The 25,580-nt window shown below is 66.2% G+C and carries 20 protein-coding genes, 1 pseudogene and 1 riboswitch; of the genes and pseudogenes, 5 read left to right on the forward strand and 16 right to left on the reverse strand.

Annotated features, from left to right (window positions below):
• Nucleotides 1-102 precede the first annotated feature (102 nt).
• Nucleotides 103-978, reverse strand: coding sequence for a VOC family protein (locus NIBR502772_RS15625; RefSeq protein WP_141140879.1), 876 nt, complete (start codon nt 976-978; stop codon nt 103-105).
• 155 nt (nt 979-1,133) lie between these two features.
• Nucleotides 1,134-1,241: riboswitch (TPP riboswitch) on the forward strand.
• Between NIBR502772_RS15625 and thiC the strand changes: the two genes are divergently transcribed.
• Nucleotides 1,236-3,053: a phosphomethylpyrimidine synthase ThiC gene (gene thiC / locus NIBR502772_RS15630; protein ID WP_141140880.1), complete on the forward strand. Its 1,818-nt coding sequence runs from the start codon at nt 1,236-1,238 to the stop codon at nt 3,051-3,053. (Overlaps the previous riboswitch by 6 nt.)
• 4 nt (nt 3,054-3,057) lie before the next feature.
• Here the strand turns inward: thiC and NIBR502772_RS15635 are convergent, their stop codons facing one another.
• Nucleotides 3,058-3,792 (reverse strand): alpha/beta fold hydrolase, encoded by a 735-nt coding sequence (locus NIBR502772_RS15635; protein ID WP_141140881.1) that lies wholly within the window; start codon nt 3,790-3,792, stop codon nt 3,058-3,060.
• 103 nt (nt 3,793-3,895) lie between these two features.
• On the reverse strand, nt 3,896-5,476 hold the full coding sequence (gene ffh / locus NIBR502772_RS15640; RefSeq protein ID WP_141140882.1) for a signal recognition particle protein: 1,581 nt from the start codon (nt 5,474-5,476) through the stop codon (nt 3,896-3,898).
• Between the two features lie 88 nt (nt 5,477-5,564).
• Here ffh and NIBR502772_RS15645 point away from each other — a divergent pair, with 88 nt between their 5' ends.
• Nucleotides 5,565-6,968: a glucose-6-phosphate dehydrogenase gene (locus NIBR502772_RS15645; protein WP_141140883.1), complete on the forward strand. Its 1,404-nt coding sequence runs from the start codon at nt 5,565-5,567 to the stop codon at nt 6,966-6,968.
• Nucleotides 6,969-7,097: 129 nt separating this feature from the next.
• Here NIBR502772_RS15645 and NIBR502772_RS15650 read toward each other — a convergent pair whose 3' ends face one another.
• Together NIBR502772_RS15650 and NIBR502772_RS15655 are read right to left on the reverse strand one after the other, a co-directional pair.
• The gene (locus NIBR502772_RS15650; RefSeq protein WP_056349123.1) at nt 7,098-7,436 is read right to left on the reverse strand and encodes a P-II family nitrogen regulator; all 339 of its coding nucleotides are present in this window, start codon (nt 7,434-7,436) and stop codon (nt 7,098-7,100) included.
• Nucleotides 7,433-8,782: an ammonium transporter gene (locus NIBR502772_RS15655; RefSeq protein WP_141140884.1), complete on the reverse strand. Its 1,350-nt coding sequence runs from the start codon at nt 8,780-8,782 to the stop codon at nt 7,433-7,435. The genes NIBR502772_RS15650 and NIBR502772_RS15655 overlap by 4 nt, the downstream gene beginning before the upstream one ends.
• Nucleotides 8,783-9,009: 227 nt before the next feature.
• Here NIBR502772_RS15655 and NIBR502772_RS15660 point away from each other — a divergent pair, with 227 nt between their 5' ends.
• Nucleotides 9,010-10,251, forward strand: a complete 1,242-nt coding sequence (locus NIBR502772_RS15660; RefSeq protein WP_141140885.1) for an MFS transporter — start codon at nt 9,010-9,012, stop codon at nt 10,249-10,251.
• Nucleotides 10,252-10,335: 84 nt separating this feature from the next.
• Here the strand turns inward: NIBR502772_RS15660 and ftsY are convergent, their stop codons facing one another.
• From ftsY to coaD, 7 genes and pseudogenes are all read right to left on the reverse strand, one after another.
• Nucleotides 10,336-11,553 (reverse strand): signal recognition particle-docking protein FtsY, encoded by a 1,218-nt coding sequence (ftsY, locus tag NIBR502772_RS15665; protein WP_141140886.1) that lies wholly within the window; start codon nt 11,551-11,553, stop codon nt 10,336-10,338.
• Nucleotides 11,554-11,608: 55 nt separating this feature from the next.
• Entirely contained in the window at nt 11,609-15,199 is a 3,591-nt protein-coding gene (smc, locus tag NIBR502772_RS15670) for a chromosome segregation protein SMC (RefSeq protein WP_141140887.1), read from the reverse strand.
• A 141-nt stretch (nt 15,200-15,340) separates the two neighbouring features.
• On the reverse strand, nt 15,341-16,288 hold the full coding sequence (mutM, locus tag NIBR502772_RS15675; protein WP_141140888.1) for a bifunctional DNA-formamidopyrimidine glycosylase/DNA-(apurinic or apyrimidinic site) lyase: 948 nt from the start codon (nt 16,286-16,288) through the stop codon (nt 15,341-15,343).
• Nucleotides 16,289-16,296: 8 nt separating this feature from the next.
• A complete protein-coding gene (rnc, locus tag NIBR502772_RS15680; RefSeq protein WP_141140889.1) occupies nt 16,297-17,037 on the reverse strand; it encodes a ribonuclease III in 741 nt (246 codons plus the stop codon).
• A 21-nt stretch (nt 17,038-17,058) separates the two neighbouring features.
• Nucleotides 17,059-17,261: pseudogene (gene rpmF / locus NIBR502772_RS15685) on the reverse strand (50S ribosomal protein L32).
• A gap of 36 nt (nt 17,262-17,297) precedes the next feature.
• Nucleotides 17,298-17,822 carry a DUF177 domain-containing protein gene (locus NIBR502772_RS15690; RefSeq protein ID WP_141140890.1) on the reverse strand — a complete coding sequence of 175 codons (525 nt, stop codon included), beginning with the start codon at nt 17,820-17,822 and terminating at the stop codon, nt 17,298-17,300.
• 124 nt (nt 17,823-17,946) lie between these two features.
• Nucleotides 17,947-18,447, reverse strand: coding sequence for a pantetheine-phosphate adenylyltransferase (coaD, locus tag NIBR502772_RS15695; RefSeq protein ID WP_141140891.1), 501 nt, complete (start codon nt 18,445-18,447; stop codon nt 17,947-17,949).
• Nucleotides 18,448-18,490: 43 nt separating this feature from the next.
• On the opposite strand from coaD, the gene NIBR502772_RS15700 reads away from it, so the two are divergent.
• Nucleotides 18,491-19,720, forward strand: a complete 1,230-nt coding sequence (locus NIBR502772_RS15700) for an aminotransferase class I/II-fold pyridoxal phosphate-dependent enzyme (protein ID WP_246848550.1) — start codon at nt 18,491-18,493, stop codon at nt 19,718-19,720.
• Nucleotides 19,720-20,508 (forward strand): spermidine synthase, encoded by a 789-nt coding sequence (locus tag NIBR502772_RS15705; protein ID WP_141140893.1) that lies wholly within the window; start codon nt 19,720-19,722, stop codon nt 20,506-20,508. Before NIBR502772_RS15700 ends, NIBR502772_RS15705 begins: the two co-directional genes overlap by 1 nt.
• Nucleotides 20,509-20,548: 40 nt before the next feature.
• On the opposite strand, the gene rsmD is transcribed toward NIBR502772_RS15705, so the two are convergent.
• Genes rsmD through thiL form a run of 4 tightly spaced genes read right to left on the reverse strand, consistent with a single transcriptional unit; the run spans nt 20,549 to nt 25,437 of the window.
• Nucleotides 20,549-21,172 (reverse strand): 16S rRNA (guanine(966)-N(2))-methyltransferase RsmD, encoded by a 624-nt coding sequence (rsmD, locus tag NIBR502772_RS15710; protein WP_141140894.1) that lies wholly within the window; start codon nt 21,170-21,172, stop codon nt 20,549-20,551.
• A gap of 9 nt (nt 21,173-21,181) precedes the next feature.
• A complete protein-coding gene (locus NIBR502772_RS15715) occupies nt 21,182-23,464 on the reverse strand; it encodes an ATP-dependent DNA helicase RecG (protein ID WP_141140895.1) in 2,283 nt (760 codons plus the stop codon).
• Complete coding sequence (locus NIBR502772_RS15720) at nt 23,454-24,464, reverse strand: DAK2 domain-containing protein (RefSeq protein ID WP_141140896.1); 1,011 nt, start codon at nt 24,462-24,464, stop codon at nt 23,454-23,456. The genes NIBR502772_RS15715 and NIBR502772_RS15720 overlap by 11 nt, the downstream gene beginning before the upstream one ends.
• 22 nt (nt 24,465-24,486) lie before the next feature.
• A complete protein-coding gene (thiL, locus tag NIBR502772_RS15725) occupies nt 24,487-25,437 on the reverse strand; it encodes a thiamine-phosphate kinase (protein ID WP_246848814.1) in 951 nt (316 codons plus the stop codon).
• Nucleotides 25,438-25,580: the final 143 nt, after the last annotated feature.

The raw sequence follows: 25,580 nt of genomic DNA on the forward strand, positions 1-25,580 counted from the left end.
TCATTCCGTCGACGGTGCGGCCTGGAAGGGCAGCAGCAAGTGCCACCCCGGCCGTTCAGAATCAGCCTAGTACAAGGCAGGCCGCACATTTGGCAGCCGCACTCAGCGGACGGCGACCCGGATATTGTTGCGCCACGGGTCCTCGAAGCGAAGCTCGGCGCCCGTGTGGTGCGAGGCCACACCGGCGACCTTCAGGCGGTCGGCGAGCGCTCCGACGTCATCCCCGGAAGGGACCTCGATGAGCACTTCGCCGAGGCCCAGGGTGTCCTTGCGGGGACCGGCTCCGCGGCTGTTCCAGACGTTCATCGCCATGTGGTGGTGATACCGGCCCGCTGAGACAAACAGTGCCTGCCCGTGCCAGCCGGCGGTCTTTTCGAAGCCCAGCGTGCCCACGTAGAAATCGTGCGCAGACTGGACGTCGCCCACCTGGAGGTGGACGTGGCCCACGCCGGCTTCGCTGGCCCGCTGGCCCGCCACGGATTCCTGGGTCAGGTGCTGCTCGAGGTAGCGCTGCGGCGGCAGTGCCAGGCTGTCCATCACTACATCCTTCCCGTTCCACGACCAGTTTTCGCGGGGCCTGTCCCAGTACAGTTCGACGCCGTTGCCCTCGGGGTCGTTGAAGTAGAAGGCCTCGCTGACGAGGTGGTCGGCGCTGCCGGTGAAGGACCGGGGTTCGTACTGGGCGGCGGTGGCTACCGTGGCGGCAAGCGAAGCCTGGTCGTCAAACAGCAGTGCGGTGTGGAACAGCCCGGCCTCTCCCCTGCCAGGCAGATTCAAGGACGGGGCGGCCGCGAGATGGACCAGCGGGCGTTGAAGGCGGCCAAGATAGACGCCGCCGTCCTGTTCCGCGACGATCTCCAGGCCGAGCGCACGCTGGTAGTAGTCGGTCATCAGCTTCATGTCGCCCACCTTGAGCATCACGGTGCCCATGGAGAGGTCGGCAGGAAGGAGATCCCGGCTGGTGGCTTCTGCAGTCATGTGAAAACTCCCGGTCCGTTGGCCTTCGGATGGAAGGCGGCTATGCTTCCAATTTACTTGAAGCTTCAATTTAATTCAAGTGGCGGAGCAGACAGACTGCGACCGCTTTCCGGTGATTGCTGTCACCAGTCCACCCTCGGCCTGTGGTAGCTTCGACTTGACCACACGGGAGCCCTTGCAGGGGCTGAGATCGGGCTGACGCAGCCTGCGACCGTTGAACCTGTCCGGGTAATGCCGGCGAAGGAAGTGAGTATTCATTGAATACACAAGAAACACAGCTGATCCCTGCCCAAAATGAAGCCGACGTGGATCAAACGCTCCAGCCTGAAACCCAGTCACTGAAGTCCCACTCGCTGGCGTTTATCAACGATGAGGCCACCGGGATCCGGGTACCCGTGACCGAGATCGCGCTGGAACCGTCGCCGAACGGGGAGGCGAACGGGCCTTTCCGGACCTACCGCACGGCCGGTCCGGGCAGTGATCCGGTGGTGGGCCTCAACCCGTTCCGCTCGGAGTGGATCGCCGCCCGCGGCGATACCGCGCCGTACAGCGGACGGGAACGGAACCTGCTCGACGACGGCAAGTCGGCAGTGCGCCGCGGCGCCGCCTCTGCGGAGTGGAAGGGCGGGCAACCGGTGCCCCGCCGCGCCGTCGAAGGCAAGACCGTCACCCAGATGCACTATGCGCGGCAGGGTGTCATCACCCCCGAGATGCAGTTCATCGCCCTCCGCGAGAATTGCGACGTGGAACTGGTCCGCAGCGAGGTGGCGGCCGGCCGGGCCATCATCCCCAACAACATCAACCACCCGGAATCCGAACCGATGATCATCGGCAAGGCCTTCCTGGTGAAGATCAATGCCAACATCGGCAACTCGGCCGTGACAAGCTCCATTGCCGAGGAAGTGGACAAACTCCAGTGGGCCACGCAGTGGGGAGCTGACACGGTGATGGACCTCTCCACCGGCGATGACATCCACACCACCCGGGAATGGCTCATCCGCAACTCTCCCGTGCCCATCGGTACGGTGCCCATTTACCAGGCGCTGGAGAAGGTCAACGGCGAGGCCAACGCCCTGACGTGGGAGATCTACCGGGACACCGTCATTGAGCAGTGCGAGCAGGGGGTGGACTACATGACCATCCACGCCGGTGTGCTGCTGCGTTACGTGCCGCTGACGGCCAACCGCGTCACCGGCATCGTCTCCCGGGGCGGCGCGATCATGGCCGGGTGGTGCCTGGCCCACCACCAGGAGAACTTCCTGTACACCCACTTCGACGAGCTGTGCGAGATCTTCGCCAAGTACGACGTCGCGTTCTCCCTGGGCGACGGACTGCGCCCGGGGGCTACGGCGGACGCCAACGACGCCGCCCAGTTCGCCGAGCTGGACACCCTGGCTGAACTGACCCAGCGGGCGTGGGAATTCGATGTGCAGGTCATGGTGGAAGGTCCCGGGCACGTCCCGTTCCACCTGGTGCGGGAGAACGTGGAACGCCAGCAGGAACTCTGCAAGGGCGCCCCGTTCTACACGCTGGGGCCGCTGGTCACGGATATTGCCCCCGGCTACGACCACATCACGTCCGCCATCGGCGCCACCGAAATCGCCCGGTACGGCACGGCGATGCTTTGTTACGTCACGCCCAAGGAACACCTTGGCCTGCCGAACAAGGACGATGTGAAAACCGGAGTGATCACCTACAAGATCGCCGCCCACGCAGCAGACCTTGCCAAGGGCCACCCCGGCGCCCATGAGCGGGATGATGCACTGTCCAAGGCCCGGTTCGAGTTCCGCTGGCGCGACCAGTTCGCGCTGTCCCTGGATCCGGTCACGGCGGAGGCCTTCCATGACGAGACGCTGCCGGCCGAACCGGCCAAAACCGCCCACTTCTGCTCCATGTGCGGCCCGAAGTTCTGCTCCATGAAGATCAGCCAGGACATCAGGGACGAATACGGTTCGGCAGATTCGCAGGCGGCCATTGCCGAGGCCTACAGCGGGATGCGCGAAAAGAGTGCGGAGTTCCTGGCCGCCGGCGGAAAGGTCTACCTCCCCGAGCTTCGGATCCCGGCCGGGAACTGACGGCTCAGGAAGCCTGAACCGAGCGTGACCTGCCGACGTCGGCGATGAAGGACCGGATGGCACGGTCACCTTCGGCAGAGTCCTGGGGCCGGTGTCCTCCCGCAGCGATGCGGTGCAGGGCACCGGTTTCCTGCAGATATCCGGCGATTTCCTCGTAGAGCGGTTCCCACCCACCCGTAAGGACCATGGTGGGGACGCCCGGAACTATGTGCAGCGGGGCCTCCCAGGACGGCGCCTGCAACCGGAGCCGGCGCGCCGACCGTTTTTCCTCCGGCGTGGTGGGCTCCTGCAGGTCCGCCGCGAACATTCGCCGCACGAACTCACGTTGGAAGTCTTCATCGCTGAGCTGGTGCCGGACGTCGAACAGCGGTTGCATCAGGGCGCGGTGCGCGGCCGTGGCCGGCAGTTCGGCGGTCAGGGACAGGCACGCCGGTTCTACCAGCGTGAGGGAATACACCAGTTCGGGGCGTTCGACGGCAGCCATCATGGCCGCAATCGCGCCCTCGGCGTGGGCAACAACATGGCCCCCAGCGGCCCCGCGGCCGTCATCGGCAAGTGAGCGCAGGATGATGGCGGTATCTTCGGAGAACGAGGACTCCACGGGTTCAGCGATGGGGTCAAAACCGTGCCGCCGCAGGAAGAGGGCGTCGTACGTCAGGGCCATGCCGTGCTGGCGCAGCCACGCCGCGGCACCGAAAGGTCCGGCGCCGTGCACGAACACTACCCGCTGTTTGAACATGACCCAACCCTATTCCACGGCACCGACATCCCAATTGGGCAGCAGCCAGTGTTGTTATGAGTGCCCACAACGACGCCTGCTGCTACCCAGTCGGGAGGGGTGGTTACTTGCCGAGGAACTTGTCGAATCCCTTGGGCAGGTTCAGCTGCGACGGGTCGAAGTCGCCGCCCTGCTGGCCGAACGCTGCCCCCGTGGGGAGCGCCTTCCCCGCCCCGGCCCGCCGGGCCTCGGCGTCCTTCAGCTCCTGGGCAGCCTTGGCAGGGTTGCCTGAGCGGGCCTTCTTCTTCGGGGCGTTCTTTCCGCCCTTCCGCGCACCGCCGGGGCCGCCCATGCCAGGCATCCCGGGCATTCCGGGCATGCCGCCGCCCTGGGCCATCTTCTTCATCATCTTCTGGGCCTGGCCGAAACGCTCCAGCAGGCCGTTGACCTCGGAGACATGCACGCCGGAACCCCGGGCAATGCGTGCCCGGCGGGAGCCGTTGATGATCTTCGGGGCGACGCGTTCGTGCGGCGTCATGGAACGCACGATCGCTTCGACACGGTCGATCTCGCGCTCGTCAAAGTTCTCCAGCTGCTCGCGGATGTTCTGCGCACCGGGCATCATCATGAGCATCTTCTTCATGGAGCCCATGTTGCGGATCTGCTGCATCTGGGAGAGGAAGTCATCCAGGGTGAAGTCTTCCTGGTCGGCGAATTTCTTCGCCATCCGGGCGGCTTCGTCCTTGTCCCAGTTCTTCTCGGCCTGCTCAATCAGGGTGAGGACGTCACCCATGTCCAGGATGCGGGAGGCCATGCGGTCCGGATGGAACAGCTCAAAGTCATCCACGCCTTCGCCGGTGGAGGCGAACATAACCGGCTTACCGGTGACCGACGCAACCGAGAGTGCGGCACCGCCGCGGGCGTCGCCGTCGAGCTTGGACAGCACGATGCCGGTGAAGTTCACACCCTCGTCAAACGCCACAGCCGTGTTCACGGCGTCCTGCCCGATCATGGCGTCGATCACGAACAGCACTTCATTGGGGACGATGGCGCGGCGGATCTCGCTCGCCTGCTCCATCATCTCGGCGTCAACACCGAGGCGCCCGGCGGTGTCAACAATCACGACGTCGTGCAGCTTCTGGCGCGCTTCCTCAACGCCGGCGCGGGCGACGGCGACCGGGTCACCAGCGGGGTGCTCCAGTTCCGAAGTGGCTCCGGGGTGCGGCGCGAAAACGGGCACGCCGGCGCGGTTGCCGACAACCTGGAGCTGCGTGACGGCATTGGGCCGCTGGAGATCACATGCCACCAGCAGGGGGCTGTGGCCTTGCGCCTTGAGCCATTTGGCGAGCTTGCCCGCCAGGGTGGTCTTACCGGCACCCTGGAGGCCGGCCAGCATGATGATGGTGGGACCGGTCTTGGCAAGGCGGATCCGGCGGGTCTCGCCACCGAGGATCTCAACGAGTTCCTCATTGACGATCTTGACGATCTGCTGGCTGGGGTTCAGCGCCCCCGATACCTCTGCCCCGAGGGCACGCTCGCGGACGCGGGCCGTAAACTCACGCACCACGGGAACGGCGACATCGGCATCCAGGAGGGCGCGGCGGATCTCCCGGACTGTGGCATCGACGTCGGCCTCAGTGAGGCGGCCCTTGCCACGGAGATTCTTGAAGGTTGCTGTCAACCGGTCAGAGAGTGAATTGAACACGCGCCGCGCACTTCTTTCAGTGGATTTACAGGGGGGACTCGACTATCTAGGGTACCAAGTCGGGCTTGCCGGATGGCATGCTGGCAGGGTGACCAGCCCAACAAGTGTAAAAACCCTGCTCATTCTGGGTGCCTCAGGCGATCTGACGGGACGCCTCCTGCTCCCGGGACTGGCCCGGCTGGTGGCGAGCGGCCGCGCCGATGGCCTAACCCTGGTGGGCGCCGGCTCCGATGCCTGGACGCCGGAACAGTGGCGGACCCGGGTCCACGAAGCCTTCGCCCCCGCCGTGGCGGCCGCCGACGCGGCTGGCAAGAAGGCACTCACCGCCTTGGCGGAAGCTACCCCTTACCACCAGCTGGATGTTACGGCGGACGGAGCCCTGGCGGCATTGTTGGCAGGGCTGGAAGGCCCCACCGCGATCTATTTTGCGTTGCCTCCCCATGTCAGCCAGCTGGCCTGCGAGTCCCTGCACCGCGACCAGGTTCCGGCCGGAACACGGCTGGTGATGGAGAAGCCGTTCGGCGCAAGTGTTGCCTCGGCCCGTTCCCTCAATCACACACTCGCCGAGCTGGTGCCGGAGGACCACATTCACCGGGTGGACCACTTCCTGGGCAAGGCGACGGTGCTCAACATCCTGGGCCTGCGCTTTGCAAACAATTTCCTGGAACCCGTCTGGAACCGCGAGCATGTGGAGAAGGTCGAGATCATCTTCGACGAGGACCTGGCACTGGAGGGAAGGGCGCGGTATTACGACAACGCCGGTGCCCTGCGCGACATGATCCAGAGCCACCTGCTGCAGATCATGGCCCTGATGGCCATTGAGCCTCCGGCCACCATCGGGGAGCGGGACCTCCGGGACGCCATCGCCACCGTGCTGCGCGCCAGCAGCATCAGCGCGCCGTACGCGAACTCCACCCGCCGGGCCATCTATACGGCGGGTTCGATTGCCGGCCGGGACGTCCCGGACTATGCGCAGGAGGAAGGGGTGGACGCAGCCCGCGGGACAGAGACCCTGGCGGAAGTCCGGGTGGAGATCGACAACTGGCGCTGGAAGGGGGTGCCGTTCATCCTTCGGTCGGGCAAGGCCCTCGGGGTGAAACGCAAGGAAGCCGTGGTCACGTTCCGCCCTGTCCCGCATCTGCCGGCAGGATTCACCGGCGTGGACTCCCCCAACCAGCTGCGGATCGGGTTCGGGCCGGATACCCTGGCGTTCGACGTCGACGTCAACGGCCCCGGCAGCATCTTCAGCCTGAGCCGTACAACGCTGAATGCGGAGCTCAGCGCTTCTGAGCTGCTGCCCTATGGCGAAGTGCTGGAGGGCGTCCTGACCGGCGATCCGCTGCTCTCGGTGCGCGGCGACACCGCGGAGGACTGCTGGCGGATTCTGGAGCCGGTGCTGAAGGCCTGGCAGCGGGGCACGGTGCCGCTGGAAAAGTACGACGCCGGTTCGGCCGGTCCCGCCGGATGGCCAACTTCCGCGGCGGCTGGCTAAGTGCTCGCTGGCTAAGCGGCGGCTGAGTAGGCCAGAACAAACGGAGCGGGCAGGGAGCCTTTTGAGGTTCCCTGCCCGCTCTTTCGTGTGGAACAGTCTGCTTTGCCGATCAATCAGCTTCCGGAACTGCTAGATGGCGGCGACGCCGCGTTCTCCCGTGCGGACCCGGACTGCTTCGAAGACGTCCACGGTCCAGACCTTGCCATCGCCCGCGCGGCCCGTGTTGGAGCTGGCGATGATGACGTCCAGGATGTCATCTGCCTGCTCGTCCGTGGCGAGGACTTCAACCCGGATCTTGGGCAGAAGGTCCACGTTGTATTCAGCTCCGCGGTAAACCTCTGTGTAGCCTCGCTGGCGGCCGTAGCCGCTGGCCGCACTGACCGTCAGCCCCTGGACGCCGTAGGACTCCAGGCCTTCCCGGATGGCTTCGAGCTTCTCCGGGCGGACGATAGCTGTGATCAGTTTCATGCTTCCACGCTTTCCTTGCCCGCTGCCGGTTCGGTCTTCTTGGCGCCGGTTGCTCCGCCGTCAGTGGCCGTTCCCTTGCCCTTGATCAGTTCGTGGAGCGGCTGGAAGCTCCCGCCGTGGCCGCCCACTCCGAACTCGTACGCCGTCTCGGCGTGCAGGCTGAGGTCAACACCAACGACTTCCTGCTCCTGCGAGACGCGGAAGCCCATGGTCTTGTGGATGGCGAAGGCGATGATTGCGGTGAGGATTGCCGAGTAAGCGATGGCGATGCCTGCTGCTGCGAGCTGGGCCCAAAGCTGGGTCGCGCCGCCGCCGTAGAAGAGGCCGCCGCCCACACCGTCGGTGGGGAGGGCGATGAAGCCCAGTGCAACCGTTCCAATGATGCCGGAGACCAGGTGAACGCCCACAACATCCAGGGAGTCATCGAAGCCCCAGCGGAACTTGAGGCCGACGGCCAGGGCCGAGGCGACACCGGCGATGACGCCGAGACCGAGTGCGCCCACCGGGCTGACGTTGGCACAGGCCGGGGTGATGGCAACCAGGCCGGCAACCACGCCGGAGGCAGCACCAAGGGAGGTGGGGTGGCCGTCGCGGATGCGTTCGGTGACGAGCCAGCCGAGCATCGCCGCGGCCGGGGCTGCGAGGGTGTTGACCCAGATCAGGCCGCCCTGCTCAGCAGTGGTGGCCGCGCCGCCGTTGAAGCCGAACCAGCCGAACCACAGGATGGCTGCACCGAGCATCACGAACGGGATGTTGTGCGGGCGGTGGTTGGGGTCCTTGCCGAAGCCGCGGCGGTTGCCGATGATCAGGACCAGGACGAGGGCTGCCACACCGGCGTTGATGTGGACCACGGTGCCGCCGGCGAAGTCGATGGCCGGGCCGAGTGCCTGGCCAATGGCGCCTTCAGGGCCGAAGAGGCCGCCGCCCCAGACCATGTAGGCCAGGGGGCAGTAGACGAGCGTGACCCAGACGGGGACGAAGAGGGCCCAGGCGCCGAACTTGGCGCGGTCAGCGATCGCGCCGCTGATGAGTGCCACCGTGATGATGGCGAAGGTGGCGGCGTAGCCGACCTTGATGAGCCCGTCCGGGCTGGTGATGCCTTCAAGGCCGAAGGTGGCGAACGGGTTCCCGACAATCTGCATGTAGCCCTCGCCGGAGCTCATCGAAGCGCCCCAGAGCACCCAGACCACGCCGACCATGCCGATGGAGATGAAGCTCATCATCATCATGTTCAGTGCAGCTTTGGCGCGCGTCATGCCGCCGTAGAAAAATGCCAGACCTGGTGTCATGAACAGCACGAGTGCTGCTGCCACCATGAGCCATACGTGACCTGCGGTAAGTTCCATGGTGCACGTCCTCCCTATGATCGATGCTGCGGAATGCTCCGCCTTACTAACGCCTTTTGCGTCCTGTATCGAGTGTGTCGCTGTCGTGTTTCGCCCGCGGAGGATTTACATTGCCGGATTGTTACAACAACCTCCCGAAAGTAAATGGTGCATATCTGGCTTGTTACGGTTATGTTTCACCACTGCCGCCGGCCACCGGCTGCCTACCTTGCAAGGATCCCCGCCCCATGACGGCAACATCACGCGTGAGCCGCGCCACAACACGGATCTTGTCCGTTATCCGCCCGCAGCGGCCCACGCTTCCGCGCGACATCAAGGTGATGCTCGCTGCGGCGTTCCTGATTGCACTCGGTTTTGGCCTTGTGGCACCGGTCTTGCCCCAGTTCGCCACCACTTTCGACGTCGGGGCAACGGCCGCCGCCGTGATCGTGAGCATCTTCGCCTTTATGCGGCTGGTGTTCGCGCCGGCCGGCGGGGCCTTGATCGGCCGATGGGGTGAGCGGCCGGTCTATGTGGCGGGGCTGCTGATTGTGGCGGTATCAACGGCGGCGTGCGCCTTTGCCCAGGACTATTGGCAGCTCCTGGTCTTCCGGGGGCTCGGCGGCGTGGGCTCGGTGATGTTCACGGTGGCTTCCATGGCCCTTGTGGTGCGGCTGGCGCCGCCGGAAAGCCGGGGAAGGGTATCCGGGGCTTACGCGTCCGCGTTCCTGATCGGCAGCGTCCTGGGCCCCGTGGTGGGCGGGCTGCTCGCCGGATTCGGCTTGCGGGTGCCGTTCCTTTGCTACGCCGCCGCGCTGGTCCTTGCTGCCGCGGTGGTGCAGACCCAGCTCAGCCATGCGCCGTCCGCGGACCGGTCCACAGTGGGCCGCGCCCCGGACATGCGCTTCGCCGAGGCCTGGGGAACTGGTGTGTACCGCTCGGCGCTGCTGTCCAGCTTCGCCAACGGCTGGGCCACATTCGGTGTGCGGATGGCCACCGTCCCGCTGTTTGCCGTTGCTGCGCTGGGTGCCGGTCCCGAGGCCGCCGGCCTTGCGCTGGCCGTTTTCGCCGCGGGCAATGCCGCCGCACTGACGTTCTCCGGCCGGCTGGCGGACAGCCTGGGCAGGCGGCCCTTGATGGTCGTGGGGCTCCTGGTCGCCGGGCTCGCCACGGCCGCCATCGGCTTCACGTCCCACCTGGGCTGGTTCCTCGCCGCATCGGTTGTGGCCGGGGTGGGGTCCGGCCTGCTGGGACCTGCCCAGCAGGCCGCCGTCGCGGATGTCATTGGCAATGAGCGGTCCGGCGGGCGGGTCCTGGCGGCCTACCAGATGACCTCGGACGTCGGGGCCATTGCCGGACCGGTCCTGGTGGGCGTCCTGGCGGACCGGCTGGGCTACGGCTGGGCATTCGGCGTCACCGGCGGTGTGCTGGTGCTCGCGGCGGCCTGCTGGTCCGTGACCCGCGAGCCGCTGAAACGCATCGAGGGGTGAGGTCCCGCTGCTAAAGCCTGTGCTTAGCGGCTTAGCGGCGGGAACTCACCCCTCGTTGGTGTCGACCCGGTGTAGACCCGGTCCCTAGTTCAGCAGGGCGTCGACAAAGCCCTCAACTTCGAACGGAGCCAGGTCATCGGCGCCTTCGCCAAGACCGATCAGCTTGACCGGCACGCCGAGTGATTTCTGGATGGCCACCACGATGCCACCCTTGGCGGTCCCGTCCAGCTTGGTCAGGACGATGCCGGTGATGTTCACTACCTCGGAGAAAACGCGGGCCTGGTTCAGGCCGTTCTGGCCGGTGGTGGCGTCCAGCACCAGCAGAACCTCATCCACCTCGGCCAGCTTCTCGATGACTCGCTTGACCTTGCCGAGTTCGTCCATGAGGCCGGTCTTGTTCTGCAGGCGGCCCGCCGTGTCAATCATGACAACGTCGACTTCCTGCTCAATGCCGGCCTTGACCGCCTCATAGGCGACGGACGCCGGGTCCGCGCCGTCGACGTCGGACTTCACGGTGGGAACACCCACACGCTGGCCCCACGTGGCCAACTGCTCCGCGGCTGCCGCGCGGAACGTGTCCGCCGCGCCCAGCAGGACGTCCTTGTCCTCGGCAACGAGCACGCGGGCGAGCTTGCCCACGGTGGTGGTCTTGCCCACGCCATTGACGCCTACCACCAGCACGACGGCCGGCTTGTCCGCGTGCCGGTCGGTGCGCAGGGCGCGGTCCATGGTGGGATCCACGAGCTTGATCAGTTCCTCGCGGAGCAGTGCCTTGACCTGCTCAGGGGTCCTGGTGCCGAGCACTTTCACGCGCTCCCGCAGGGCGTCGACCAGCTGCATGGTGGGTTCAGTGCCGAGGTCGGCCAGCAGGAGGGTCTCCTCCACTTCATCCCAAACGTGTTCATCGATCTTGTCGCTGGACAGCAACGCGAGCAGGCTCTTGCCGAGGATGTTGTTCGACCGGACCAGGCGCTCCCGCAGGCGGGCCAGGCGGCCGGCGACGGGAAGGGGCGTCTCAACCTGGATGGTTTCCAGGCCCGCCACGTCATCAGGTACATCGGTGACTTCGAGGTCTTCGAGGTCTTCGAGGCCGACGCCGGCGGGAGCGTTGCGCTCGGCCGGAACCACCGGCGCGTCCTCGAGCAGTGTCCCCCCGCCTTGCGGGGTGGCGGGATCATTGGCGTCGCGCGTCCCGGGGTACTGGGTGATGTTCTTCCGCGTCTTCAACAGGACCGGGATCAGCCCGCCAATAACCGCCAGGGCAGCAACAATGGACAGAATAATGGGGAGGATGTCATTCACTCCCCTAGCTTCTCACAAACGTGGCAGGCGTCCGGGTCTGCCACCTGCGCGGACTCTAGACGTCGGCGCCCAGCCGCTGGCTGATGACGGTGGACACGCCGTCCCCGCGCATGGTGACGCCGTACAGCGCATCAGCCACTTCCATGGTCCGTTTCTGGTGGGTGATCACGATCAGCTGGCTGGACTCCCGGAGCTCTTCGAAGATGGTGATGAGCCGGCCGAGGTTGGTGTCATCAAGGGCCGCTTCGACCTCGTCCATCACATAGAACGGCGAGGGGCGGGCCTTGAAGATAGCAACCAAAAGGGCGACGGCGGTGAGGGACCGTTCGCCTCCTGACAACAGTGAGAGGCGCTTGATTTTCTTGCCGGCAGGTCGCGCTTCGACTTCGATTCCGGTGGTGAGCATGTCCGAAGGGTCGGTGAGGACCAGCCGGCCTTCGCCGCCGGGAAAGAGGCGTTCAAAGACGTGGACGAACTGGTCCCGGGTGTCCTCAAAGGCCTCGGTGAAGACGCGCTGGACCCGGTCATCCACTTCCTTGATGATGTCCAGCAGGTCCTTACGGCTGGATTTCAGGTCCTCCAACTGGGTGCTGAGGAACTGGTGGCGTTCCTCCAGAGCCGCAAACTCCTCCAGCGCCAGCGGGTTGACCTTGCCCAGGGCTGACAGGTCCCTCTCGGCTTTCCGGAGGCGCTTCTCCTGCTCCTCGCGGACAAAGGGCTTGCCTTCGGGGACCGGTGTGCCGTCGTCGTCCACGGGTGTCCGCAGTGCCGCCCATTTGTCCCCGCTTTCCTCCGCGGGGACGGGCACGGGAACATGCGGGCCGAAGTCCGCCACCAGCACGTCGGGGGTGATCCCGAGTTCCTCGATGGAACGTGTTTCCAGGGCTTCAATCCGTGCCCGCTGCTGGGCGCGGGCCAGTTCGTCCCGGTGAACCGAGTCGGTCAGCTCTGCCAGTTCGCGGGCCAGCGCATCGTTGGTTGTCCGGGTCGCCAGCAGGGCACCGTCCCGCTCTTCCCGGTTCTCTTCGGCGAGGTCGCGTTCACGCCGGGCCAGCTCGACAGAAACGTCGATGAACCGGATTGCCAGCTCCACCGCAGCGGAAACGGCGGCCGCCCGTCTGGCCTGGATCCGACGGCGCCGCGCCCGTTCTGCAGCCTCTTCACGCGCCCGTCGTTCGGTGGCCGCGGCCCGTTCCAGCGAGAGGGCCCGGTTGCGGGTGGCGGTCAGCTGCTCTTCCGTGCTGCGCAGCGACAGCCTCGCGTCCATCTCCGCGGACCTGGCCAGGGATGCGGCCAATGCGAGCGCATCACGGTGTTCGGTGGAGGGTTCCTCTTCGGCCGGCGCCTCCTGCGCCGCAGCCAGCCGCGCCGCAACGGCGGCGAGCGCCTGTTCCTCGGTCACAACATTGGCCTCGGCCCTGGCCAGGGAGGTGGCCAGCCTGTCGCTTTCGCCGACGGCGCTGCGAAGAATGGAGTTCAGGTGGCCGAGCTTTTCGGCCACGGCCGCGAGCCGGGCGTCGGAATCGTGCAGGCGGTCCAGGGCAGCCTCTGCCCTCGTCTGGGCCTCGGCGCGCCGGACCTCGGCGCCGGCCAGGGCGAACCTGTTCCGTTCCAGATCCGCGGTGACAACGGCCAGCCGGGCCTCAGCGTCGTCCACGGCGGCCTGCACCTCAAGTAAGGACGGCGCCTTCGCCGAGCCTCCAGTCACTGTGAGGGCGGTAAACACGTCCCCGGCCCGTGTCACGGCTGTCAGGTCCGGGCGTTCGGCAACCAGAAGCCCCGCACCGTCCAGGTCTTCAACGATTGCCACCCTGGTCAGGAGCGCGGCCACGGCGGGTGCGGTCACGCCCCCGCCGAATGCCAGGTCCACAGCCCAGCGTGCGCCTGCCGGCAAGGGTCCGCCCGGGCCGGAGTTTGCGTCCGGCAGGGGCAAAGCAGACTCCAGCAGCAGGGAGGCACGCCCCGCATCGTCGTCCTTCAGGAGTTGCACCACGACGGCGGCCACGGCTGGGTCCCGGACCACTATCGCTTCGGAGGCATCGCCCAGTGCCGCGGCAATCGCCGTTTCATAACCCGGCTGAATGGTGAGGCCCGAGGCAAGCGTGCCCACAACGCCAGCCAGCCCGGAGTTGAGGGCGTGCGCCGCGCCGTCTTTTCGGTTAAGGCCGAGCTGCAGTGCGTCCCGTCGGGCCACGAGGGCGTCACGTTGGCGGACAGCTTCTCCCCCTGCGGAGGTCAGATCGGCAATCTCCTGGACGACGGCGTCGAGCCCTGCGCTGGCGTCCTCGTAGTCGGCGTCGAGGCTTTCCTCCCCCTCTTCGACCCCCGCCACCTGGGTTTCCAGGGCGGTGAACTCCGACTGGGCCCGGCGGCGGCGTTCCTGTCCGGCGGCGAGTGATTCCCGCAGCCTGCCCAGTTCGGCCTGCGCTGATTCAACCCGCGATCTTGCCGCACCAACTTGTCCGGCAAGTTTCGCCAGGCCCTCGCGCCGGTCCGCTGCGGCCCGCAGGACGGCAGTCAGCCTTTTTTCCTCGGCAGACGCCTCGAGTTCGGCCCCGGTCTTCGCAGCCGTCGCTGAGTCCAGCGCGCTGCGCCGGTCCAGGATGTGGCGCTCCAGCTCCGTCAGCTCGTCCCGGACCCGGACGGCCTGCCGTTCCAGCTGCTCAGGATCCCTGCCCGAGTACGGTTCAGCATCAACGGCGCCCAGCAGCCGGCCGCGTTCCTGGGCCAGTGAGCCCAGCGAACGGAGCCGTTCCCTGGAAGCGGAGAGCCGGTACCAGGTATCCCGCGCGGCGTTGAGCTTGGGCGTGGCCTCGGCGGCGAGCTGTTCCACAGCTGCCTGCTGGCGGCGCCCCTCCTCCAGCTGCCGCTCCACGACGGCACGGCGGGCCTTCAGCGCCGTTTCGTCAGCCACGTCCTGCTCGAGTGAACTCTGCTGCTGGACGAGGTCGTCGGCCAACAGCCGTGCGCGTGCGTCCCGGACATCGAACTGGACCCGCTGGGCGCGGCGCGCCACATCAGCCTGCTTGCCGAGTGGTGTGAGCTGGCGCCTGATCTCCCCCGTCAGGTCGCTCAGCCGTTGCAGGTTCGCCTGCATGGCCTCAAGCTTGCGGACCGTTTTTTCCTTGCGGCGGCGGTGCTTGAGGATCCCGGCCGCTTCCTCGATGAAGCCGCGGCGGTCCTCCGGAGTGGCGTGCAGGACCTTGTCCAGCTGCCCCTGGCCCACGATGACATGCATTTCCCGGCCCATCCCGGAATCCGAGAGCAGTTCCTGGATGTCGAGCAGACGGCAGCTGGCGCCGTTAATGGCGTATTCAGAGCCCCCGGTGCGAAAGAGGGTCCGCGAGATGGTGACCTCGCTGTATTCGATGGGCAGCGCTCCGTCAGCGTTGTCGATGGTCAGGGACACATGGGCCCGGCCCAGCGGCGGCCGCCCGGAAGTCCCGGCAAAAATGACGTCCTCCATTTTGCCGCCGCGGAGCGTTTTGGCTCCCTGCTCCCCCATCACCCAGGAGAGGGCGTCCACCACGTTGGACTTGCCGGAACCGTTCGGCCCCACCACTGCCGTGACTCCGGGCTCAAAATCGAAGGTCGTGGCCGACGCAAACGACTTGAACCCACGGACGGTAAGGCTTTTGAGGTGCAAGGTGTTTCTGGTCTCCTGAATGGCTGAAGCGGCTGCTTTGCTGCCCCAAATCTACTGCGTCCCTGCGGGTTTCCACGGATTTCCGGGTGTCTGTCCCTGCACCGGGCAGCGCCCGATCATGGCCGGCAGGGCGGCAGCGGCCTACCAGCGGCCGTTGCGCGGGCGCGGCTGACAGACCGGGCAGGTGTAGGACGAGCGGTTCATGAACAGCTCGCGGCGGAGTATGGAGTTAATCCCGACGGCGGCACAACGGCTGCAGGGTTTCCCTTCCCGCCCGTAGGCGTTCAGGGAGCGGTCGAAGTAACCGGAGGCCCCGTTGACGTTGACGTACAACGAATCAAAGCTGGTCCCGCCGGCGGCAAGTGCGTCCAGCATGACTTCGCGCGCGCTGGTGATGAGCCGTTCCGCGTCGCCGCGTCGCAGCGTGTCGGTGGGCCTGGCGTAATGCAGTTTTGCCCGCCACAGGGACTCGTCGGCATAGATGTTGCCGATGCCTGATACGAGACCCTGGTCCAACAGCGCGCGTTTAAGGCCCGTCTTGCGCTTCCGCAGCCGGCTGTAAAAAAGGTCAAAGGAAAACGCCGGGTCCAGGGGATCCCGGGCGATGTGGGAGGCTTCCTCGGCGATGAACGCAACGGGAGATTCCGCCTGGCCGCCCGGGCCGCCGTCGTCCGTGGGAACCATGCCGGTGACGAACAGCCCGCCGAAAATCCGCTGATCCACAAACCGGAGCTGTTCAGGCATACCGGCCACGGGACTCAGGCGCAGCCTGACCTTGAGGTGTTTCTCGTCGGGCATGTCCGCGTCCTGCATCAGGAGCTGGCCGCTCATCCCGAGGTGGGCCATCAGTGCGACGGTGGGCGTGTCGGTGGCGCCGGGTGTCTCCCTCAGCGGCATCCAGAGGAATTTTCCGCGGCGCACCACGTCCACAACCGTGGCACCCTGGAGGTTGCCTCTGAAATCCTCGGCGCCCAGGGCATGGCGGCGGAGGGAACGCGAGTCCAGCACGTCCACCGATGTGATGGTCCGGCCGCGGACCCAGCTCACCAGTCCGCGGCGGACTACTTCGACTTCAGGCAGTTCGGGCACGGCTCAGCCTAGACGCTGCGGGAGGACTCTGGTGATGTGCCCTCCGCCGCTGAGGCCACGGCGACTGCCGCGCTTGGGGAGAGCTGCCGCCAGGCGTCCGCGGCAGCTTCCTGCTCCGCTTCCTTCTTCGAATGGCCCGACCCATTGCCGTAGGGCTTGCCGCCGATATTCAGGACAGCCGTGAAAGTACGGGCGTGGTCCGGCCCGGCCCCCTCAACGGCGTAGTAGATCGTGCCCATCTGCCGGCTGGCTGCCAGTTCCTGGATGCTGGTCTTCCAGTCCGTGCCGGCGCCGAGTGCGCCCGCATCCCTCAGGAGCGGCCCAATCAGGCGCATGACCAGCTGGCGGGCAGTCTCAATGTCGTTGGACACGTAAGTGGCACCAATGAGTGCCTCCATGGTGTCCGCCAGGATGGAGGCCTTGTTCTTGCCCTCGGTGAGCTTTTCGCCCTGCCCAAGGTAGATATAGTCCCCGATGCCCAGGCTGCGGCCGATGCCGGCGAGGGCGCGCGTGCTGACAACCGCAGAGCGGCGTTTGGCGAGGTCGCCTTCGGGCAGTGTGGGGTTGTCCCGGTACAAGGCATCGGTCACGGAGAAGCCCAGGATGGAGTCGCCCAGGAATTCGAGCCGCTCGTTGGTGGGGATGCCGCCGTTTTCGTAGGCGTAGGAACGGTGTGTGAGAGCAAGACGAAGCGTCCCGGCGTCAATGGAGACACCGAGACGCTTCAGAAGCTCTTCAGTTGAAGACATCATGTCAGCCAAAGCGGCCGATTAGACGTCTGCGACCTTGCGGCCCTTGTACTCAAGGAACAGCGCGGTGCCAGCCGAGTCGGTAACGACCTTTGCCTGGTGCGGCAGGCTGTAGGTAACCTGGCCGTTTTCGACAGTCTTCACCAAGTGGGGGCAGTTGCCTTCCACTGGGAGCGGCGGGCGCGGGTATTCGAGCGAGACATTTTCCGCTTCGGGACAGCCACGGCTAACTCATTTCTCTCTAGACAAACACGTACAAATCAGTTTTGCCGGTCAGGCTTAGCCAAGTCGGCTAGGGCAGCCCAGCGAGGATCTACGATCTCGTGGTGATGCCCCGGCTCGTCTTCCAGGCGGACTCCACATTCGGAGCAAAGGCCCTGGCAGTCTTCCCGGCACACCGGCTGGAACGGCAGCATGGTTACAACTGCGTCCCGCAACACCGGCTCAAGATCGATAACATCGCGCTCGACTCGATATTGCTCTTCTTCTTCTTCTTCGTCCGAAAGCACAACGCCCTCGTAGAAGAAAAGTTCTTGCACATTGACCTCAAGGTCATACGCAAGGGGATCCAGGCATCTGCCGCATTCGCCTTTTACTTCGGCGACTGCGGTTCCTGATACCAGGATTCCTTCGTGTACGGCCTCAAGCCTCAGATCCAGCTCGATGTCCGAGCCTTCCTGAACGCCAATGAGTGCCACACCAAGATCACTTGGTGCGGGTACATGTTCCTTCAGTGTCCGCATGCTGCCCGGGCTGCGCCCGAGATCCTTGACGTCGAACGCCAAGGGCGAACTAGCATCTCGTTTAATGAGAACTCCTGTTGAACATATGACCGACGTACCATCTTAGCCTGAAGAACCGCAGGGACTCAAACCAGGCGACGGACGGCCGTCGAAGTACCGGACTAGCCTACCCTCTTGCCGGCTGATCGGGCGCAGACCCGCCCGCGAGCAACCTTTTATGTACCGACCGGGGCACATAGTCGGACACGCTGCCACCCAGACCGGCCACCTCTTTGATCAGGGTGGATGACAAATGCAGGTAGTGCGCCTCCGCCGGCAGGAACACCGTTTCCACGCCGCTGAGCTGGCGGTTCATCGTGGCCATCGGAAGTTCGTAGTCGAAGTCTGAGGATGAGCGGAGACCTTTGACGATCGCGGAGACACCGCGCTGGCGGCAGTACTCGGCCAGGAGACCGTCGCCCACCGGTTCCACCACAATGCCTTTGAGGGATGCCAGGGTTTCGCGCGCCATATCCAGACGGTCCCCCAGGCTGAACATGTACTTCTTCGCATAGTTGGTCGAAACCGCCACGATCACCTCATCGAAGAGGCCGGCGGCACGGGCGATGACCTCGAGATGGCCGTTGTGAATGGGGTCAAAGGATCCGGGGCAGACAGCGCGTCTCATGCACCGAACCTACCGCATGGGACGGCCGGGATACCATGACTGGATGCATCCACCACGGGACCTTTCCATGCCCACCGTGCCTGCCCCGTGGCAGCGCACCGCCTCAGGCGCCAATCTGCTGGGACCTGCCGGCCAACTGGGCGTCACCATCTTCGAAGAGATGACCACGCTGGCGGCGCAGACCGGCGCCATCAACCTCGGGCAGGGCTTTCCTGACGAGGACGGACCGCGGGAAATCAAGGCGGCAGCGATGGCCGCCATCGAAGCCGGGGCCAACCAGTACGCGCCCGGCAAGGGCATCCTGGAACTGCGTGAGGCCGTGTCTGCCCACCAGGAGCGGTTCTACGGGCTGGCTCCTGACCCGCACACAGAGGTCATCATCACTACCGGCGCCACAGAGGGGATCGCCGCAGCGTTGCTGGCGTTCGTCGGCCCTGGCGATGAGGTGCTGACGTTCGAACCGTTTTATGACTCGTACGGCGCCGTCATCGGCCTGTCCGGCGCCACTCACGTCACCGCCCCGCTGCTGGCTCCCGACTTTTACCCGGACATGACGGCCATGGAGGCGGCCTTCACCGACCGCACAAGAGTGGTGCTGTTGAACAACCCGCACAATCCCACCGGTGCCGTCTTCCCCCGCCATGTTCTGCAGCGCGTCGTTGAGCTTGCCGCAAAGCATGACTGCCTCATCATCACCGACGAGGTGTACGAGCACCTCACCTTCGGCGCCAGGCACATTCCTGTCGCCACCCTGCCGGGTGCAGCTGAGCGGACCATCACCATCTCGTCCGCCGGAAAGACCTTCTCCTTTACTGGCTGGAAGATCGGTTGGCTGACCGGCCCGGACCATCTGGTGGCGGCTGTCCGGACGGTCAAGCAGTTCCTGACTTACAGCTCCGGTACACCGTTCCAGGCCGCCATTGCGACCGGCCTCGCACTGCCGGATGAGTTTTACGAGGGCGTTGCGGCCACTCTCCAGAAGAAACGGGACATCCTCAGCGAAGGCCTTCGCGCCGCAGGATTCGACGTTTACACGCCGCAGGGCACCTATTTCGTCAATGTGGACACCGCACCCCTTGGCATTGGCGACGCCGTGGACCTGGCCCGCAGGCTGCCCGGACTGGTGGGAGTGGCCGCGATCCCCGTCCCCGTGTTCTGCCACCCGGAGGGCGCGGAACGGACACGGAGCCTGCTCAGATTCGCGTTCTGCAAGAAAGCGGAGCTCCTCGAGGAGGCCGCCGCCAGGCTGGCGACCCTCAGCGGAAAGCTCTGATGGCGGATCCCGGCGGCACACGTTCCACGCGGTTCCTGCGGACCACGGGACAGCACGCCTCCATTGAGCCCGATGCTTTCACCGATGGCGGCTACGTCCTGAGCATCGGCGGGGCCGAGCAGTCCCACGTTAACCTGGCGCATCCTGAGGAAATCTTCTACGAGTACCTGCGACGGATCGGCCATCTGGTGGATCTCGCCGCTCCCGAAGGCCGGCCAATCACCGCACTCCATCTTGGGGCCGGAGCCCTGACCCTTGCGCGCTACATCCAGGCGACGAGGCCCGGATCCGTACAGTATGCGGTGGAGCTGGAACGCGAGCTCCTCGACTTTGTCCTGCAGCAACTCCCCCTGCCTGACGGTACCGACCTGCACACCGTCATCGGCGATGCCCGCGACGCCCTGGCGGACCTGGACCCGGAACTTCAGTTCGACGTCGTGATCCTGGACATCTTCTCCGGACCGGAAGCCCCGGCCCATATCGCCTGCCAGGAGTTCTACCAGGAGGCCCGTGCACGCCTTGCACCGGAAGGCGTGCTGATCGTCAACGTGGGTGATGAACCCGGACTGACCCTGGTGCGAAGCCAGGCCACCGCCATGCGCCGCGCCATGACCGACGTGGCAGCCTTCGCCGAAACCGGGATGTTCGCGGGCCGCTACCCCGGCAATATCATCCTCGCCGGAACGCAGACTCCGTGGCCCGCAGCCTGGACAGCCGACCTGACGGCACGAGGCCCCCACCCCGCGAAGGTTCTGGCCGGCGTGGACCTGGATAAGCTGGCCGGCTGAGCCGCAGACTCCCCGCGTCCCAGTCGTCCCGGGCCAGGCCCTAAGCCTGCTTCGGCGGCTGCTCCTCAATAACAACGTCCGGCGTGATGGCGTCCGGCACAAATGGCTCGGCGAACCAGAGCCGCGTTTCGCCGTACTTCTTCTCGGCAAACCGTTCCAGGCCGGCGGGCCAGAACGGCTCCGGTGAACGCGAGGACCGCTCCACCACTACCACGGCCGCCGGAGCCAGATGATCGGCGAGTTTGCCCAGCACCGCCGACAGGGCAGGGTCATCCAGCGGATAGGGCGGGTCCAGGAACACCAGGTCCCAGCTGGCCGTCTCCGCCGTGCGCTCCAGGAAGGACTCCACCTTGGACCGGTGGACCGTCACTGACTTGCGGCCCAGTACGCCGTTGATCAGGTCCGCGTTGCGTTGGCACACGGAACTGGCCTTGGCATCGAATTCCACGAGGTCGACGGCCTCAGCGCCCCGGCTGCCGCTCTCCACGCCCAACGATCCGGACCCTGCGTACAGGTCCAGGACCCGGGCGCCGGCAATGATCCCGAATGCGTCGAGCCGGGAGAACAGTGCTTCCTTCACGCGGTCGGTAGTGGGCCTGGTCAGGGAGCCGGGGACGCTGACCAGGGGGGTCCCGCCTGCGGCGCCCGCGATGATGCGGCTCATGGCCGCCTCCTATCCGCGCTCAAGGAACGCCTCCTTCTCGGGGTTCAAGTACTCGTCAATGGCCTCCGCCAACCGCGGATGCCGCGCCAAGGCCGGATCCGAGCCCACAATTTCCTGGGCGTCCTGGCGCGCCTGCGCAATGATGTCCTCGTGTTCCAGCACGCGCAGCAGTTTCAGGGTGGAGCGGCCGCCGGACTGCGAAGCGCCCAGGATGTCGCCCTCGCGGCGCAGCTTCAAGTCCTCCTGCGACAGTTCGAAGCCGTCCGTGGTTGCCGCCACGGCATCGAGCCGGCGCCGGCTCGGGTGCCCGCGTTCGAGGTTGGTGACCAGCAGGCACGTTCCGGGAAGCCCGCCACGGCCCACCCTGCCGCGCAGCTGGTGCAGCTGGGAAATGCCGAAGCGGTCGGCGTCGAGGATCACCATCAAGGTGGCGTTATGGACGTCAACGCCGACTTCGATGACTGTGGTGGAGACCAGGAGCTTGGTCCGGTTGGCGGTGAAGTCGGCCATCGCGGCGGATTTCACCGCGGTGTCCAAACGGCCGTGCATCGGCCCAAGGGGCACACCGGCCAGGGCCGGCACCTGCTGGAGATGTTCGACGACGGCGGTCACTGACGCGAGCTCCCGCGCACCGCCGTCGCCCGCCAGGTCAGCCGCGGAAGGTTCCGCTTCCCCCGGGCTGAAGTCGCCGTCGTCGTCTGTTCCGATCCTGGGGCACACCACGTACACCTGGTGCCCCGCGTCGATCTCCTCACGGGAACGGGACCAGATGCGGTCTGCCCAGCCGGGGTTCTCGGCGAGGCCCACCACATGCGTGGAAATCGGCGCCCGGCCGGCGGGCAGTTCGTCCAGGATGGAGGTTTCGAGGTCGCCGAAGACCGTCATGGCAACGGTACGTGGAATGGGCGTGGCCGTCATGACGAGGAGGTGCGGCGGTTTGTTGGCCTTTGACCTGAGGACGTCCCGCTGCTCCACACCGAACCGGTGCTGCTCGTCCACCACGATCAGGCCAAGGTCGTAGAACGCGACGTTGTCGCTGAGCAGCGCGTGCGTGCCGATCACGATCCCGGCCGTGCCGGATGCGGCGTCCAGCATGGCCCGTTTCCGGGCGCCGGTGGGCATGGAGCCGGTGAGGAACGTGACCTGCACCGCCCCCTCGGCCAGGCTGCCCAGCAGCCCGTCCGCGGACAGCATCGGATCGCGGGACAGGGAACCCAGGGTCCGCCGGATGGAATCGAAGTGCTGGGCGGCGAGGACCTCGGTGGGCGCCAGGAGGGCGGCCTGCCCGCCGGCATCCACTACCTGCAGCATGGCCCGCAGCGCGACGATGGTTTTGCCCGAGCCGACCTCACCCTGCAGCAGCCGGTTCATGGGGCTGTCCTGCGCCAGCTCCGTGGCCAGTGTTTTTCCGACGGCGGCCTGGCCGCCGGTGAGCGTAAAGGGCAGCTGCCTGTCGAACGCCGCCAGCAGCCCGTCGGAGGCCGGGCGCCGTGCCGTGGCTTCCTCGGCCGCAAGCTGGGCACGGCGCCGCGCCAAGGCCGCCTGCAGGACCAGGGCCTCCTGGTAGCGCAATCGCTCCTGGGCCTTCATCCAGTCAGCCTGCGATTCCGGCCTATGGATGAGCCGGTAGGCCTCGGCCACGGGAAGGAATTTCTCCCTACGGGCCACCGCCTCCGGCAGCGGATCCGGCAGGGCATCCAGATCCACGGTTTCCAGGAGCGTGGCGATGACTTTCTGAATCGACCAGCTGGTGAGCTTTGCGGTGGCCGGGTAGACCGGGATGGGCATCGCGGCGAGCTTTTCGGGGTCCATGGCCGGCATGTCCGGGTCCTCGTCGAGGAGGTGGAAGTCCGGGTTGGTCAAGCCCAGGGACGCTCCGTAGCGCGTCACCTTGCCGGAGAACATCACGCGCCGGCCCGGCAGGAGCTGCGCCTGTGCCCGGTGTCCGCTAAAAAAGGTGATCTTGAGAGTTCCGTGCCCGCTGCCGGGCCCCACCGCGGAAAGGCGCGGACGGCCGTGGGAGGCGGCGTCGTCGGTGATCACAACGTCCGTGATGGAACCACGCCGCGTATACATCTTGCGCGTGCTGTTGGAGAGCACCCGTGCAAAAAGCGTGACCTCTTCATCCAGCGGCAACTCGCTGATGGGCGTCAGTTCGCCGCGGTTCAGGTAGCGGCGCGGGAAGTAGTTCAGGAGGCCGCCGACTGTGGCGATGCCCAGGTGCTTCTCAATGGCCGACGCTGACCGCTTTCCGATCAGGCGTTCCAGGCCCAGGCCCAGTTCAGCGCTCATGCCCACTGGAGTTCACCGGAGCTGGTTCGGGTTCGCGGGCCAGGGCCAGTTCGCTGACCGAAATGTCGCTGGGCTCGCCGAGGGAACGGATCAGGGCGACCGCGGGTGCGGCGTCGGGGACGTGGACATGGACGCGCCACCGGTAGCTGCCCTCAGCATCGGCCATACTGTCCACCTGGCTCATGATGACGGACTCGCCGACCTCGTCGAGCCGCTGGCGAAGCGTGGCCGCGCTGAGCGGCGAAAGGCTGATGGTGCACATGACCTCAACGCCGTCGTCAGCCGGCATATCGGCGTGGATGTGGGGGTCCTGGACGTCGAAGCCATGCAGCCCGTCGAGGAGTTCGCCCTGCAGTTCTTCGCCCAGGACGGCGGAGCGGAGGCAGTCAAGGATGAGCAGCATGCCAACGCCCCCGGCATCGACCACATGCGCGGCTTCAAGGGCCGCCAACTGGCTCTCGGTGCTGACTACTGCCCTGAGCGCCCCGTTGACGGCAGCGTCGAGGGCTTTGCCCAGGGCCTGGTTGCTGTCGTCGCCGTTGTGGCCGGCGTCCACTGCCGCGGCGGCCCGTGCGGCGGCTTCCATTACCGAAAGCATGGTGCCTGGCACGGGGTCGCTCAACGCGGACCAGGCCCGGATCTGGGCACGGTTCAGCGCGGCGGCCAGGAGGGTTGACGTCAGGCGGGTGTGACCGGCCAGGGGTTCAGCCGCGGCGCAGAGAAAGACTGAGAAGAGGGTTCCGGAATTGCCGCGGGCCTGCTCCATGGCGGCCCTTCCGGCACGCGCCAGCACCGCTCCGACATCCGTCTGGCCGGCGTCAGCCGGGACTGCCGCGCCCTGGACCGCAGGGCCGCTGTGCAGGGCACGGGCGGCCGCCCGAACGGTCAGGTAAAGGTTGGTGCCGGTGTCACCGTCCGCCACGGGGAAGATGTTGATGGCATTGAGGCGGTCGCTGTGGTTGGCAATGGCGGTTTCAGCCTTGTCCAACCACCGCTTCATCGCTTGCGCGTTGGCGGCAACCTTAGTCTGCAAAGTGATCCCATCCCCCGGTGCCAACGGCGTGGCCCGCAATTGTGACGCCCGGAAGTGTGGCGCTTCCCAAGGCTTGTACTGAGCCTATCGCAGTGAATCCGGCAGGCAGCTGAACGCCGGCCGGGAATGTGGCCAGCAGCCCGTGGTCCTCTCCCCCGCCCAGCACCCAGGCCATGGGGTCAGTTCTGAGAAGGTCCGACGCCGGACGCAGGACTTCCGCGAGAGGCTTCAATGCCGCGGGGTCAAGGTCAAGGACGACGCCGCTGGCGGCGGCGAGGCGGCCGCCGTCGCGCACCAGGCCGTCCGATATATCCAGCATGGCAGTGGCTCCGGCTGACCTGGCCAGCGGCCCCGCGGACAGTGGCGGCCGTGGCCTGCACTGCACTGCCACGAGCGCCCATTGCGCGGGCACCAGGGATTGCACAGCAGCCTCTGCTTCCAGGAGCGCAAGCCCGGCCGCGGCCCTGCCCACCGTACCGGCCAGGGCCACAACGTCGCCCGCACGGGCCCCCGACCGCAGGACCGCGTTGCCGCCAGCCAATGTGCCCAGCACGGCGACCGTCACGGAGATTTCCCTGCCGCGGCCCAAATCGCCCCCCGCCACCGAACAGTCTGTTGCCCCGAGTTCCCTGATTCCCGCTGTCAAGCCGTCGGCCAGGTCCGCCACCCAGCTGACAGGGGTGTCGGGCGGCAACGTGAGGCTCACCACCAGCGACGTGGCCACGCCGCCCATGGCGTTGATATCGCTGAGGTTCTGCGCCGCCGCCTTCCAGCCGACGTCGAAGCCCGTGGTGCGGTACCCGTTGGGCCATTGGAGCCGGAAGTCCTGGTCCTGCACCTGGGTATCGATGCTGATTACTGTCCTGCCATCCGGAACGGCGATAATGGCGGCATCGTCCCCCGGGCCAAGCAGGGTTGCCGAACTGTACGTTCCGGCCATTTCCAGCCGCGGAAAGATCCGGGCCAGTAGTTCGGCTTCGGACAGCGCGGCGACAGTCAGCGTTTCTTCAGTCAACGGAATTTCAGGCACGCCCCTACGCTACAGCGCGGCGCCGACATTGCTGGTCCGCCCCTTGTTGTGGA

The organism is Pseudarthrobacter sp. NIBRBAC000502772, assembly GCF_006517235.1.
GTDB lineage: Bacteria > Actinomycetota > Actinomycetes > Actinomycetales > Micrococcaceae > Arthrobacter.

Coding starts and splice junctions, on each gene's coding strand:
- NIBR502772_RS15715 (WP_141140895.1), bottom strand. CDS start 23,464: ATGAGCGCTGAACTGGGCCTGGGCCTGGAACGCCTGATCGGAAAGCGG.
- NIBR502772_RS15655 (WP_141140884.1), bottom strand. CDS start 8,782: ATGGAACTTACCGCAGGTCACGTATGGCTCATGGTGGCAGCAGCACTC.
- rsmD (WP_141140894.1), bottom strand. CDS start 21,172: ATGAGCCGCATCATCGCGGGCGCCGCAGGCGGGACCCCCCTGGTCAGC.
- NIBR502772_RS15700 (WP_246848550.1), top strand. CDS start 18,491: ATGCATCCACCACGGGACCTTTCCATGCCCACCGTGCCTGCCCCGTGG.
- NIBR502772_RS15625 (WP_141140879.1), bottom strand. CDS start 978: ATGACTGCAGAAGCCACCAGCCGGGATCTCCTTCCTGCCGACCTCTCC.
- NIBR502772_RS15660 (WP_141140885.1), top strand. CDS start 9,010: ATGACGGCAACATCACGCGTGAGCCGCGCCACAACACGGATCTTGTCC.
- NIBR502772_RS15635 (WP_141140881.1), bottom strand. CDS start 3,792: ATGTTCAAACAGCGGGTAGTGTTCGTGCACGGCGCCGGACCTTTCGGT.
- NIBR502772_RS15650 (WP_056349123.1), bottom strand. CDS start 7,436: ATGAAACTGATCACAGCTATCGTCCGCCCGGAGAAGCTCGAAGCCATC.
- rnc (WP_141140889.1), bottom strand. CDS start 17,037: ATGTCTTCAACTGAAGAGCTTCTGAAGCGTCTCGGTGTCTCCATTGAC.
- thiL (WP_246848814.1), bottom strand. CDS start 25,437: ATGGCCGGAACGTACAGTTCGGCAACCCTGCTTGGCCCGGGGGACGAT.
- NIBR502772_RS15705 (WP_141140893.1), top strand. CDS start 19,720: ATGGCGGATCCCGGCGGCACACGTTCCACGCGGTTCCTGCGGACCACG.
- NIBR502772_RS15720 (WP_141140896.1), bottom strand. CDS start 24,464: ATGAAGCGGTGGTTGGACAAGGCTGAAACCGCCATTGCCAACCACAGC.
- coaD (WP_141140891.1), bottom strand. CDS start 18,447: ATGAGACGCGCTGTCTGCCCCGGATCCTTTGACCCCATTCACAACGGC.